Origin of the sequence: Exiguobacterium sp. H66, assembly GCF_018618705.1 — a bacterium.
Classification (GTDB): domain Bacteria; phylum Bacillota; class Bacilli; order Exiguobacteriales; family Exiguobacteriaceae; genus Exiguobacterium_A; species Exiguobacterium_A oxidotolerans.
The window spans coordinates 216,399-230,414 of the sequence record NZ_JACSMQ010000004.1 but is presented as its reverse complement, the minus strand read 5'-3'; the positions used below and the strand labels follow the sequence as shown (position 1 = coordinate 230,414).

The following is a 14,016-nucleotide window of genomic DNA, read 5'->3' as shown; positions in this document are numbered from 1 at the left end:
AAACCGATATTGTGAAGTATTACACTAAGGTTATCAAATTGAATGTGATTAATATCACAATCAAACAAAAAGGGGACTTTACTCATGAAAGTAGCAGTCATCGGTTGTACACATGCAGGAACAGCAGCAGTCAAAGAGCTTACGGCAACGAACGAAAACCTTGAAATCACAGTCTATGAACGAAACGATAACGTCTCATTTCTCTCTTGCGGGATTGCCCTTCACGTCGGTGGTGTCGTTGAGCATGCCGAGTCACTCTTCTACTCTTCACCTGACGAGCTGGCTGACCTCGGAGCAACGATGCGCTTGAAACATGATGTCCTTGAAATCGATAGTACGAACCAAACGATTCTTGCGAAAAATCTTCTGACGGGTGAAACCGTTCACGATACGTACGACAAATTAATCATGACAACAGGTTCATGGCCAATCATTCCGATGTTACCGGGCATTGAACTGAATCAAATCGAACTTTGTAAAAACTACCACCATGCTCAAACCATCATCAAAAAAGCAACGGATGCCGAGCGGATTACAGTTGTCGGTGCCGGCTACATCGGTGCTGAACTCGTTGAAGCGTTTGAAGCATACGGAAAAGAAGTGACGTTCATCGACAGTGCCGACCGGATTTTAAATAAATACTTGGATCGTTCATTCACGGATATCATTGAAAGTGAATTGACAGATCGCGGCATTCAGCTCGAGTTGAACCAGACTGTTCAAAGCTTTACCGGCGTAGACGGCAACGTCACACAAGTCGTCACGGACAAAGGAACGTTCGAGACCGATCTCGTCATTCTTTGTGTCGGTTTCCGTCCGAGTACGGAGCTTTTAAAAGGACAAATCGATATGTTACCGAACGGTGCCATCATCGTCGACGACTATATGCGGACCAGTAATCCGAATATCTTTGCTGCCGGTGACAGCTGTGCCGTCTACTACAATCCGGCCCGGACATATGCCTATATTCCACTCGCGACGAATGCCGTCCGTATGGGAACGCTCGTCGGGAAAAACTTACTTGCCCCGACGATTCGTTACCAAGGGACGCAAGGGACGTCCGGTCTCCGGTTATATGACTTAAATATCGCGTCGACCGGCGTCACGGAAGATGCTGCTCCATTCTTTGGACTAGAAGTCATGAGTACGACCGTCACAGATGCGTATCGACCTGAATTTATGCCGACTGCAGAAGACGTCCAACTCAAACTTGTTTTTGAACAAAACTCTCATCGCGTCGTCGGTGCCCAAATTATTTCGAAGGTCGATTTGACGCAAGCGATGAATACGTTATCGGTCGCGATTCAAAATGAAATGACGCTTGAAGAACTGGCCTTCGTCGACTTCTTCTTCCAACCGCACTACAACAAGCCGTGGAACTTACTGAATCAAGCAGCTCTACAAGGGATGAAAGAGCTGACAGCAGAACGCGTCTGATTGCTCATCCACCTTATCTTTAGTAAAAATCGGAGTTCACACCTGTGGACTCCGATTTTTTTATTCGCCCTTCGTTCGCATTCAGTTATTTGTTGCTATAGCCTTATCGAGTAGCCTTTTCGCTCTAATAAAAACTTCACTTGGTTAATAAGTTGACGTTTAAACGTGAAATGACAGGGAACATACTTCTTATGCAAATCAAACCACTACCTAGGAGGAATCAGTTCATGTCACAGTCTAAAAATCCACTTACACAACACTTCAACGATGATTTCCCAAAACAGTATCAGGAGCCACCGGCTGTCCAGGCAAAAATGGAACCCGTTCCGGATTGTGGAGAAGAAAGCTACAAAGGTTCAGGTAAACTAAAAGGTAAGAAAGCGTTGATTACAGGCGGTGATTCAGGAATCGGACGTGCTGCTGCGATTGCTTATGCCCGTGAAGGAGCAGATGTCTTCCTGAACTATCTCCCGGAAGAACAACAAGATGCAGAAGAAGTAAAAGCACTTGTCGAAGCAGCTGGTCAAAAAGCGTACTTACTCGCAGGTGATTTAAGTGACGAATCGTTCTGTCAGCAACTTGTCAAAGAGGCACATGATTCACTTGGCGGACTCGACATCCTTGCACTCGTCGCCGGAAAACAACAAGCTGTCGAGGACATCATGGATCTGTCAACAGAACAACTCCGGAAAACATATGAAATTAATGTCTTCTCGCTGTTTTGGGTCGTTAAAGCCGCTCTCCCACTTCTAAAAGAAGGTGCTTCGATCATCACGACAACTTCTGTTCAAGGATACAATCCGAGTGAGAACTTACTTGATTACGCCTCAACGAAATTTGCCATCAATGGATTCACACGCGGCCTCGCGAAACAAATTGCGCCAAAAGGCATCCGCGTCAATTCGGTCGCGCCGGGTCCAATTTGGACACCACTTCAAATCTCAGGTGGTCAACCGAGCGAAAACATTCCGGAATTCGGACAAGAAACACCACTCAAACGAAGTGGTCAACCGGTCGAACTTTCGAGCGTCTATGTCTTCCTCGCGTCTGACGATGCCAGTTATGTCACGGCACAAATTTATGGTGTGACAGGCGGAATTGAACTCGCTTAATTGAATGCTAGAATAAAAAGCGGTTTTGATGGCGACATCAAAACCGCTTTTTTTTGGTATCAGTTGCTTCTCCCCGTCCGGTTTAGTCTAATGAAGGTATACATATGATAGGAGATGATTCATGTGACAGAAAAAGAAAAGATGATTCAAGGTCAGTTGTACTTAGCCGGGGATGCGGAGCTCGTGGCGGACCGGAAACGGGCCCAGATGCTTTGTCATCGATTCAACCAACTGAGCATCGAAGAGCTGCCCGACCGAAAATCGCTCCTGCAACAACTTTTATGGACGGAACAAACGGATTTTTACATCGAACCGTCTTTTAAATGTGATTATGGCTACAACATCACGCTTGGTGCCCGGTTTTATGCTAATTACGATTGTGTGCTGCTCGACATTTGCCCGATTACGATCGGTGACAACTGTATGCTTGCTCCGGGCGTCCACATTTATACAGCGACGCATCCGCTAGATCCTGTCGAACGAAATAGTGGGTATGAATTCGGCAAACCCGTCGTCATCGGGGATAACGTCTGGATCGGCGGACGAGCTGTCATTAATCCCGGTGTGACGATTGGTGATAATGCGGTCATCGCTTCCGGGAGCGTCGTCGTTAAAGATGTCCCTGCGAATACGGTCGTGGGTGGAAATCCTGCTAAAATCCTCAAAACGATTTGATGTGGGAAACAGACTGAACCGGCGGCAAATGAAACTTTTTTTCTTAATTTGGCGTACACTAGAGACAGAACGTCATATTTATGGAAGAAGGAATTCATGATGGATAAAAAACGTTGGGGAGGCCTTGCCGTCGCCGGAGCATTTTTGCTCTCGAAAGGAAAGGTCGTCCTTGCACTCTTAAAATTTTCGAAGTTCGGAGGAACGCTGATTTCGTTCGGTATTTCGCTTCTCTTTTATGCCCAAATTTTTGGTGTTTGGTTTGGTGTTGGTTTGCTTTACCTATTGTTCATTCATGAGATGGGACATTTAGCTGCTGCAAAACGCCTGGGTTTTAAGACGGGACCAGCGATTTTCGTTCCGTTCATGGGGGCCGTCATCGGGATCAAAGATACATTCCGAACGCCGAAACAAGAAGCAATCTTAGCCTACGGGGGTCCGCTCGCCGGACTGCTCTCCCTTATCCCGCTTTTGATTGGATATGCCGTGACAGGAAATGATTTTTGGCTCGTTATCTTCCACTTAGGTGCCCTGCTCAATCTATTCAATTTACTCCCGGTCAGTCCACTCGATGGCGGACGGATTTTAGCTGGTCTGCCGATCGTCGTCTGGATTGCAGGACTCGCTGCCCTGATTGCCTACGGTCTCACCCATTTCAGCATCATCTTATTGTTGATCGCTTTCCTCGGCGGCAGTGCCGTCTGGAAACGGTACCGTTTTGCGAAACAATACGAAGACAATCAATCCGTCCTGATGTTGTACCGGGCAGCCCGCAACCGTGTTTTACAAGCAAAAGCGGAACAGGAACAACAGCCAATCACTGAACCGGCTGAGAGCGATCAACTCGACTCAGGTGAGACTACAGTCTCCGCTACATCGAGCTATGATCCGATTGCATGGACTTTACGCCATGACTTGCAAAGTCTGCGGAGTGCAAGTCCGGAAGAAGCAAAACCAGCTGCTGACGAACTTTTACGCTATCAATATGATTCGGCGAATGATTACGATGCCTTGCTGCGTCGACTCGACCAACGCATCGAACCGTTGCTTGAAGCGGAAAAATCGGTTGAGTACCACCAGATGCCGAAAAAACAACAAGCGATTACGTTAGTTGCCTATTTGGCACTCGGAGCGATTCTCTTCCTCGCTTTCGAATACTCAAAAGGCTATTTACCGTTACCCTCTTAACGCGCAAACACTCCGTCACTGTACTGTTGTCGGAGTGTTTTTGTTTTCATACCGATTCGTCACAAGGATAGAACAGTTCCTCTTTGCACATTGCCTGGAGTGATTTCTTGCATCTGCCGACCCAAGCGACTAGTCTGAGTAAAAGCCAACGTACTTACCTTAAAGGAGGCTCTCCTACCGATGAATAAGAATACTGCCCAACTGGGAGATGCACCCATCAATAAATTATTGATTGGATTATCGCTCCCGGCGATGATTGGTATGCTCGTCACTGCGCTCTATAACATCGTCGATACGATTTTTGTCGCCCAAGGAATTGGGACGATTGCTGTCGCTGCCGTCGGAATCGCGTTTCCCGTCCAACTCGTTTTGATGGCGATTGCTAATTCACTTGGAATCGGCGGCGCCGCGATTGCCTCCCAACGACTCGGTCAAAAAAATTTAATCGGAGCCAGTCGCGCATATGCAAATGTTTTGATGGTCGTGTTCGTCGTCAGTATGCTCGCCATCGTCTCCGCCTTCATCTTCGTCGAGCCATTGTTGCGTGTCTTTGGAGCAACCGATGAAATCATGCCGTACAGCATCGATTTCTTGCGTGTTTTGCTGTTCGGTTCCCCATTCTTCATGTTGACGATGGCATCAAGTGCGATGTTACGGGCGGAAGGACGCGCCAACTACCAAATGCGTGTCATGTTGACAACTGTCGCCATCAATACGATTTTGACTCCTTTATTCATCTTCGGATTCGATTGGGGCATTAAAGGGGCGGCACTCGGGACCGTCGTCGCTCAAATCGTCGGTTCCATCTTGATTTTCCGGTTCTTCTTTACGAAACAGAAAAAGACAAGTCTCCTATTAGACCGTGAAGCCTTCTGTTTTGAACCAAAGCTCGTTGTCCGGATGTCGCAAATCGGTTCGTCGTCCTTCATCATGCAAGTCTCCCAATCCGTTTTGTTCATCACCGTCAACCATATGCTCGTCCGATACGGGGGGACGACGGAACTTGCGACCTTCGCCGTCATCAACAAGTTCATGGCGCTCGTCGGGATGCCCATCATGGGAATCGTCCAAGGGATGCAGCCAATCGTCGGCTACAACTTTGGTTCGAAACAATTCGACCGCATGTCGCTCGCCATCAAACTTGCGATGCGGTACGGTCTGTCATTATCGATTACACTTTGGTTATTGATTCAACTCTTCCCACGCTTCTGGGTCGGAATGTTCACGAATGATACAGCACTGCTCGATGATGGTTCGACCGCGATGCGGATTCTTTTCGCCGTCTCATTTGTCTATGGGATTCAGATGATCATTAACGGCATGTATCAATCACTCGCGAAAGCCCGTGTCGCGCTTTTCCTTTCTTTATCACGTCAAACACTTTACACGATTCCACTCGTGTTGATTTTACCGATGTTCTTCGGCGTCAGCGGTGTCTGGTTCGCCTTTCCGATTGCTGACTTGATGGCAGTCCTGACTGCGAGTGTCTTTGCTTATCGCGACCGGGTCATGCTCTTTAAGCCCCAAGAATATACAGACCCAGCACCTGAAGCCGTTCAAGCTAAATAATTATCATCGCCGTCCCGTTCACATGTCATGTGGGCGGGTTTCTTGAGGAAAAAAAGATGCTCGGGCCGAAATACGAACATGCATTCTAAGTCTGAATACGGTATGCTCTAAGAAAAGGAGTGATGATTATGGTACAACCCTATACATTAGCCATCGACTTTGAAACAGCGAATCGAAACAGTCGCAGTATTTGTGCATTCGGTTGGTCTGTCCTCGCGAACGGTCAGGTCGTTACGAGTAATCAAGTCTTGATCAATCCAGAAGAAGAGTTCGATGCCGGAAATATTCGGGTCCATGGCATCCGTCCGAGTGACGTTTGGAACGAACCTGCTTTACCGGAAGCGATGGAACAACACGGCTTATATGATTTGATTGCCGGTGCCGAACTGATTGTTGCACACAATGCAGCATTTGACATGGGTGCTCTGCAAAAAGCAATTCAAAAGTATGACTTGTATCAAATCCCCGCATTTCGATATGGCTGCACCGTCAAGCTATCCCGTAAACTTTATCCGTGGCTGCCGAATCATAAATTGAACACGATGGCCGATTTTTTAGGTGTATCGTTTAAACACCACGATGCAAAGGAAGATGCCTACATTTGCGCATTGTTGCTAAACGATATGCTCGACCGGACAAATCTTGATCATCCCGTCACCCTCCACGAATTTTGTGGTGTACGAATGGGACAAGTCGCTTATTAATTCTTGTTTCATAGGCGATTTGTTCGGATACAATAAGATGACGCTCATGGTTGCTTTTCGCTTTGGAAGCGATCCACGACGGAACGCGCTTAAAAACGTCTGCATGCTAAAAGGAGGACTCGACTACATCGTCGAATCCTCCTTTTTTTAAGCGCGTTGTTTAGTTTGTTGTTTGTTTAATCGGGAACCAGCCTGGACGGCTAATAATTCCTTGCCACAGTGCATCTGGCATCACGAGTTCTGCTTGTGTTGTTGGATCAAGTTCTGTCCGAATCGACGCGACGTCTCCTGCTTCGACTTTTTCGACCCAGTTCGGTTCCATGATTAATTCACGACCAAGTGCGACGAGTGGCACTTCTGTTAAGGCACGTTCGACTTCTTCTGGTGTGTGGAGTGATCCGACACCGATGACTGGAACCTGTTGTCCCACACGCTCTTGAACGAGTGTGATTGGTGAACGTGTTTCGTTTTCATCACGAATCGAACCAGCAAAGAAGTCCATGACGGAGACGTGCAGGTAGTCTAAGTCTTTTTTAGCGAGCACATCAACGAGCTGCATTGTGTCTTCTAGTGTAATCCCCGGGTTTTCGATTTCTTCTGGTGAGAAGCGATATCCGACGATGAACGATGGGTCTTGTTTTGCGACCGCTTCGACTGCATCGACGACAGCAAGTGGGAATGCCAAACGTTTTTCAAGGCTGCCACCCCATTTGTCATCACGACGGTTTGAGTGTGGTGAGACGAATTGTTGAATCAGGTACGTATTTGCACCATGAATTTCAACACCATCAAATCCAGCTTCCATCGCACGACGCGTCGCTTGACCGAATGCTTCGATGATGGCTTCGACTTCTTCTGCTTCGAGTGCACGTGGTGTCATGGCACCTTCACGTTCTGGCGCTACAGCACTCGCGCTGACTGTCTGTCCGCCGACGAGTTCTGGTGGTGCCATCCGGCCTGCGTGGAAAATTTGAAGAATGGCTTTTGCGCCTTTGTCTTGGATCGTTGTTGCAAGACGTTTTAAGCTTGGAATGAGTTCATCACGCTCTGCGCCGAATTCATTCGGGAAACCTTGTCCATCCGCTGTGACGTTGGCACAAGCTGTGATGACTGCACCGACGCCACCTGAACGTGCTGCATAATAAGCGAGTTCCGCTTCCGAAACTTCACCATTCTCTTCTGCCGCATAGTTTGTCATCGGCGCCATCATGACACGGTTTTTCAGTGTCACTCCGTTTGGAAGTGTAAACGTATCAAACATCTTTTCATTAGCCATTGAAACATATCCTCCTCTGAAATCTTAACTTGAATATCGTCAGTATACGCTCGGACTTTTCAAAATGCCTAATGATGTGCCTAGCCAATCTGCTCGCTTGTTTAGTGGAGCTTCGTTTGACGTTTCCGTCGACCGCCCGGCCACCACCAGTTCCAGTGTCCGAATAACTTCATCAAGGCTGGAACTAACAGCATCCGAACAATCGTCGCATCGATGAAGATCGCGAGCGCAATCCCGACACCGAGTTGCTTAATCGGGCTGACACCCGTGAAGGCAAACGCTCCCGTGACGACGATCATGATCAAGGCAGCCGATGTGATGATTTTACTTGTCTTCGCAAGCCCCATTTCCGTCGCGACGTCATTGTCACCCGTCTCGTCATAATATTCTTCCATCCGTGAAACTAAGAATACTTCATAGTCCATCGATAGACCGAATACGAGCGAGAAGATAAAGACCGGCGTCAAAATGCCAATCGTTTCTGCCGGAAAAACGAGTCCTGATTCAAATAAAATGACGAGCAATCCGAATGTCGCACCGAGACTGAGTAAGTTCATCAAAATCGCTTTAATCGGAATTAAGATCGAGCGAAACGCAATCAATAAAATCAAGAACGTCGCGAGTAACACGACACTGAGCGCAAGCGGCATCTTGTCATAAATCTCATCGTAGATTTCTTGATTGAATGCGGCAGGACCACCAATCGTAAAGCCCATTTCCCGGACTTTCCTGACCCAGTCCTGCGAGGCTTGATCACCGGGGTCACCGGCTAAATTGACGTTCACCCGGGCGACGTCCGCGTCAAACGCAATCCAAGGGATCAACTGTTGTTTCGCCTGCTCGATTTGAACGGCTTGCTGCAAATCGAGTCCGTTCTGCTCGGCTAAGGTCGCGCCGGAAATTACTTCTTTCACACCGCTATCTGCTTGAAACTGTCGTGTCGCGTCCTCGAGACGACTGAGTCCTGCTTCAGACGAAAAGTCCCCCTCGACTAACACGACTGCGTCGGTCCCGTCATCCCCAAACGTTTTTTCCCATGACTCAAAAGCAAGCCTTGATGCATAATCTTCCGGCAGGGCACTCGCTTGCGGAATGTTCAACTCCAAGTCACGTAAAGGAATCAAGCACGGGACGAGTAACATCAGCGAAAAAATCGTAATCGCCACAGGACGCTTCATGACGAAGCGCGCCAGATTCCGCCAGCGTTGCTCACCACGATCCGAGCCGGACTTAAAGATCCGTCCTTTTTCTAATCCTGCACCGAACAGTGCGAGTAAGGCGGGTAGTAACGTGATGGCACTAATGACGGCACCCAGTACCGAGACGAGCGTCCCGATTGCGACCGCTTGAAAGACATCGACATCGATGACTAACAGACCAGCGAGCCCGACAAAGACGCAAATCCCAGAAAATAAAATCGAACGACCGGCTGTCGCGACAGAGACTTCTGCTGCCCGCGCAATCGAATACCCTTTGCCCTGTTCCTCTCGAAAACGATTGACGTAAAGCAGTGAAAAATCGATTCCGAGCGCGAGTGAGATCATCGCGACGGCGTTTAGAACGAAAATGGATAACTCTTGTTGTCCCGCGACAAAATAGAGAATCCCGGCACCGAAGATGAACGTAACGAGTCCCATGATGAGCGGTAAGACAGCTGCCAAGGGTGTCCCGAAGACGATAAGTAAGACAAGTAAAGCCGCTGGAACACCAATCAATTCAGCACGAACCAAGTCGTTTTTCGAGGCCGTGTTCAAGTCGTCGACGATCAGTGGTTCGCCGGTCAACCGGACAGACACGTCCTCCGGAACATCTAGTTTATTTTCGATGGCGTTCGTCCACTTCTGCTCAATATCCGGAGTCCCGACCGAAAGATATCCTTTTCCGTCGCGAATCGCTTGCTTGTTTTCGACGGGTCCAACGACTTGACCGATTCCCTCGATGTCACGAAACACCGTGACATGCCGCGTCATTTCTTTGCGAATCGTTTGTTCATCCCCTTCAAACAAGACGATGATTTGATGGGGGTCTTGCTTAAATTCTTGTTCTAACACCTGCTCCACTTGTTGAAATTCCCCGTCACGGGTGAAGCCGTTCCCTTTCAATTGATCGGGTAATTGAAGGGCGAAATACCCAAGGACAATCAGTGCAATCAACCAGACGAGACTGATGCTTTTTCGAAAACGAACAATCTTCTGACCAAGACGTTCCATCTGTCGACTCCTCCTTTTTTCTACTTAGACAGCAAAAACATCCTTCGTACGATCGACAAAGGATGTGTTTACGTCTTGTGAAAAATTTGAACCCACGTGTTTCCGAAATTCGGTGACGTCGAAACGATTGCTAGTCGTCTTGCCTGTTCGTCAAGCAACAGACTTTTTAACAATACGGACGACTGACACCCTTCAAATTTAAACTTTAATTGTTTGTCCTCATAGAGGTAAAATCGTGTCGCATCCGTGACAGAAAACAATTGTTTCTGACTATCGACGAGTGAATATTCTTCATAGTCCGAGAACGGGATGACTTGTTCTTCTTGCTTGACCGCATCCCAAATGACGTATCGCGTCTGATCGGGATCGTATGAGATGATCGTCGCCGGCGCAATAAATCGTTCGAACGTCAACTGTTCATTGTATCCACGCTCGACGATGCGCCCTAATAAAGGGGCTTCGTCATAGTCTGAAAAAGTTCCTGCTTCCGTCATCAAATCAAAGCGGACGATATCCGTTTCCGCTGCGTATAAGAACAGTTGATTGCCACTCCACTCATACAGGTTACTAAACCAAGCATCCGCCCAGATATCCGGGCGATTCATATATGTTATCTGACCATTCTTTAAATCAAGTAATCCGAAGACAATCGTTTCTTCGAAGACGATGAACGCACGACTTCCATTCGGTTCGAGGTACCACGTGAATGGAACATAAGCACAGGCTGTTTCCCAAACTATTTTTAAATCTGCATCGCATTTCGTAAATCCTCCTTGCTCTCGAAACAAGACGAATTCCTCTCCTACTCGTTCAAATAACGATACCGATTCATGGAGCAACAGCTCAGCCGCTGGTTTATACATATACATCACTTCCTACCTCCTACGGTATCAACCTTCTTGATTTCTAGCTACTGTCGATGCGCTCGCGTTGTATGTCTTGTATACTAGAACCAATCATCAAAAGGAGGATCTTTCATGAAACCATTACAACTTTCTGCTGACACGGCAGTCGAGCTCGCGAAGCGTCTGAATGTACCACTCGAACAATTGATGCATATGCCGCGTCACATCTTAATCCAAAAGTTAGTCGAACTCGAGAGCGAACAAGCGGATGCTGCAACTGAATCAAGTGATGAGGAGACAAACTAAGCTCCACTTCTGACAAGCAGCACTCCAATCCCTACGAAAAAAGAGGCACTAGGCCTCTTTTTTTACGCTTGCGGATTATACTCCGACTTGCCGTACCGAAAGACATTGACGATTGCTTTCCCATCACTCGGATATCCATTCGGATGATCAATCGGAAAGAGTGAAAAGAAAACAAAGTAGAAGGAGAAATAAGCGAACTGATACGTAAAGATCGATGCTTCGAACACTCCGGCATAAATCAATCCGTTGACGATTAAAATACCTGCAACGTTCGCTAACGAACCACCCAAGTACACCATGATGTTCGTAAATTTATTTTCATGCCGGAGTGCCTCATACTGGCACCAGCCATCCCAAAAGTAAATTCGATTCAAACGAATCGGTCCGACACGTACCAATGACTTGCCTGACCCAATATTGATTTCCATATTTCCTCCGAACAATCGTGCGAAGAAATAATGCCCCATTTCATGAATTAATGTCACAATCGGTAATAACAGAAAAAACGATAAGAAAAATTTCCAGATATCATCAAATCCAAACATGCTGACGCTCCCTTTCAGAAAACTAATCCTCTAAATACTACTTAATCTATTTTCCCGCATCAGATGAATTAAAACTGGATTATCTAAAAAGAATTAATACGAAAAGATGACAGCCGCAACGCGACTGCCATACTAGGTTACTCTTTTTTTCGACGTTTGTTTGCTGCATATAAGAGACCGATGATCGTCAATGCCGCACCACCCGCGACCGCGTACTTTTTATAGTCAGCTTTTCGCTCGGCCACTACGGTCGTCGTCAGTGCCGGAACTAATAATTCCCGTTCCTCGTGCAGACGAGGCGCATGAATTTTGACTGATCCGTTTTCGACAAGCACTTCGAACTCACCACTTGGCAATTCAATCGTTACGTCTTCATCTGTCGCATTATGATAGACGCGTTGCCGCTCGACGTAACCTTCATATGTCCGCTTCAGCTCATATGCAATGATGCCTTCCCCTTCTTCTAGGAAGCGGAGATGTTTGCGAATCATCGCTGTATTTTCAAGGCGGAACATCGGATATTGACGACGCATCGCTATCAACCCTTTGACATATTCAACGGAAGAACTGAATGTCTCTGCCCGTTCATAATCAAGCCGATTCACGACTTCTCCCGCATTGAAACTATCACGAATCCCATCCTTCGTCCGGAAGAACTCTTGACCCGCGTGGAGGAACGGAATCCCTTGTCCCGTCAAAATGATTGCATTGGCAAGCATTTGGCGCTTGCGTCGTACTTCATCCGTATCCTCCGGGCGTGAGACAGAGAGCTTGTCCCAAACTGTTAAGTCGTCATGCGCTTCGACATAGGAGACGACTTGGTTCGGCTCATCCGCAAAGCCTTGCGATGAAACGTTCCCAGCAATCCCGCGCTTGACTTCATTCGTCCGATCGAACGCCCCACTGATAAAGCCGCGGTTCTCCGGTGTTTGGACATCACCTTTTAACCCGTCACGCAAGCCGTTATTGAAGTGTGCAATCCCCGGCATCTGCGGGGCATTGAAATAGTTCGCTTTTTGGTCGAGCGGTAACGGTGTATCAAGATCCCAGCCTTCACCGATGATTAAAATCGACGGGTCGATTCGATCGAGTGCATGACGAACTTGGTTCATCGTTTCGATATCGTGGAGTCCCATCAAGTCGAACCGGAATCCGTCGAGATGATACTCTTTTGCCCAGTACGTCACGCAATCGATGATGAATTTCCGCATCATGAAACGCTCAGAAGCTGTGTCATTGCCACAGAAACTACCATTCGAAAGCGTTCCGTCTGCCGCTTGACGGTAAAAATAACCCGGAACGAACTGACCAAGCGGAACCTTTTCTGCTTCATAGGTATGGTTGAAGACGACATCCATGATGACTCGGATGCCACGGTCATGCAGCGCCTGGACCAATTCTTTGAGCTCACGGATGCGTGCTTTCGGATCATCTGCGTTTGATGAATAGGAACCTTCCGGTGCAAAGAAATTGACCGGATCGTATCCCCAATTGTAATTATCCGGATCGTTTGGTGCTGCTTCGTTGACCGAACCGAAATCATAGATAGGAAGTAATTGAACGTGCGTCACACCTAAATCAGCTAAGTAGTCGAGTCCCGTCAATCCACCATTTTTCGTCCGCGTACCTGCTTCCGTCAATCCGCGGAACGTACCTCGTTCGACCACACCACTCGCCGGATGACTTGTCGCGTCGCGAACGTGCAACTCATAAATGACAGCATCTTGTGACGAATGGAACATCGGTCGCTCCTCAATCCAACGGTCCGGTTGTACGTTGGACGGATCGATTAATGCACCACGCTTTCCGTTCGTTCCGACTGCTTTTGCATAAGGGTCGACCGCTTCGACTTTCTGACCGTCGACGATGGCTTGAAATGTATAAAAATAACCTTCATACACAGCACGATCGAGTTCTGCGACGAATGTCCCCCGTTCAGCGGCTGACAGTTCGACTTCCTCTACTTTTCTTGCACGCAGCGTCCGGTACAGACGGATGACCACACGTTCCGCCGTCGGTGCCCACAATCGAACACGAATCGTCGTCTCTTCAAAAGTCGCACCCAAGTCCATTCCTCTATAGGCATAACGCTCATCCATCTCCTTTGGCGTGAGCGTCAACATATCTGCTGTTTGTTTCAAAGCCATGCACC

The 14,016-nt window shown here is 47.7% G+C and carries 12 protein-coding genes; 7 read left to right on the top strand and 5 right to left on the bottom strand.

The features are described 5' to 3' along the window. Positions 1 to 84 precede the first annotated feature (84 nt). From KNP88_RS09050 to KNP88_RS09025, 6 genes are all read left to right on the top strand, one after another. Positions 85 to 1,437 carry an FAD-dependent oxidoreductase gene (locus KNP88_RS09050; RefSeq protein WP_214893370.1) on the top strand — a complete coding sequence of 451 codons (1,353 nt, stop codon included), beginning with the start codon at positions 85 to 87 and terminating at the stop codon, positions 1,435 to 1,437. 227 nt (positions 1,438 to 1,664) lie between these two features. Then, complete coding sequence (locus tag KNP88_RS09045; RefSeq protein ID WP_214893368.1) at positions 1,665 to 2,549, top strand: SDR family oxidoreductase; 885 nt, start codon at positions 1,665 to 1,667, stop codon at positions 2,547 to 2,549. A gap of 123 nt (positions 2,550 to 2,672) precedes the next feature. Then, positions 2,673 to 3,224 carry a maltose acetyltransferase domain-containing protein gene (locus KNP88_RS09040; protein WP_483297877.1) on the top strand — a complete coding sequence of 184 codons (552 nt, stop codon included), beginning with the start codon at positions 2,673 to 2,675 and terminating at the stop codon, positions 3,222 to 3,224. A gap of 99 nt (positions 3,225 to 3,323) precedes the next feature. Further along, the gene (locus tag KNP88_RS09035) at positions 3,324 to 4,409 is read left to right on the top strand and encodes a site-2 protease family protein (protein WP_214893364.1); all 1,086 of its coding nucleotides are present in this window, start codon (positions 3,324 to 3,326) and stop codon (positions 4,407 to 4,409) included. Between the two features lie 180 nt (positions 4,410 to 4,589). Further along, complete coding sequence (locus KNP88_RS09030; protein ID WP_214893362.1) at positions 4,590 to 5,978, top strand: MATE family efflux transporter; 1,389 nt, start codon at positions 4,590 to 4,592, stop codon at positions 5,976 to 5,978. 128 nt (positions 5,979 to 6,106) lie between these two features. Next, positions 6,107 to 6,682, top strand: coding sequence for a 3'-5' exonuclease (locus KNP88_RS09025; protein WP_088838117.1), 576 nt, complete (start codon positions 6,107 to 6,109; stop codon positions 6,680 to 6,682). A 160-nt stretch (positions 6,683 to 6,842) separates the two neighbouring features. Here the strand turns inward: KNP88_RS09025 and KNP88_RS09020 are convergent, their stop codons facing one another. The 3 genes from KNP88_RS09020 to KNP88_RS09010 form a co-directional block, all read right to left on the bottom strand. Beyond that, positions 6,843 to 7,958, bottom strand: coding sequence for an NADH-dependent flavin oxidoreductase (locus KNP88_RS09020; protein WP_214810984.1), 1,116 nt, complete (start codon positions 7,956 to 7,958; stop codon positions 6,843 to 6,845). Positions 7,959 to 8,059: 101 nt separating this feature from the next. After that, positions 8,060 to 10,168 carry an MMPL family transporter gene (locus tag KNP88_RS09015; RefSeq protein ID WP_214893360.1) on the bottom strand — a complete coding sequence of 703 codons (2,109 nt, stop codon included), beginning with the start codon at positions 10,166 to 10,168 and terminating at the stop codon, positions 8,060 to 8,062. Positions 10,169 to 10,236: 68 nt separating this feature from the next. Beyond that, entirely contained in the window at positions 10,237 to 11,037 is an 801-nt protein-coding gene (locus KNP88_RS09010; protein ID WP_214766404.1) for a hypothetical protein, read from the bottom strand. A gap of 108 nt (positions 11,038 to 11,145) precedes the next feature. Here KNP88_RS09010 and KNP88_RS09005 point away from each other — a divergent pair, with 108 nt between their 5' ends. Continuing rightward, the gene (locus KNP88_RS09005) at positions 11,146 to 11,319 is read left to right on the top strand and encodes a YycC family protein (RefSeq protein WP_088838124.1); all 174 of its coding nucleotides are present in this window, start codon (positions 11,146 to 11,148) and stop codon (positions 11,317 to 11,319) included. A 62-nt stretch (positions 11,320 to 11,381) separates the two neighbouring features. On the opposite strand, the gene KNP88_RS09000 is transcribed toward KNP88_RS09005, so the two are convergent. Further along, positions 11,382 to 11,864, bottom strand: a complete 483-nt coding sequence (locus tag KNP88_RS09000; RefSeq protein ID WP_029331967.1) for a hypothetical protein — start codon at positions 11,862 to 11,864, stop codon at positions 11,382 to 11,384. 137 nt (positions 11,865 to 12,001) lie between these two features. Continuing rightward, positions 12,002 to 14,011, bottom strand: a complete 2,010-nt coding sequence (pulA, locus tag KNP88_RS08995; RefSeq protein ID WP_214893358.1) for a type I pullulanase — start codon at positions 14,009 to 14,011, stop codon at positions 12,002 to 12,004. Between the last annotated feature and the right edge of the window lie 5 nt (positions 14,012 to 14,016).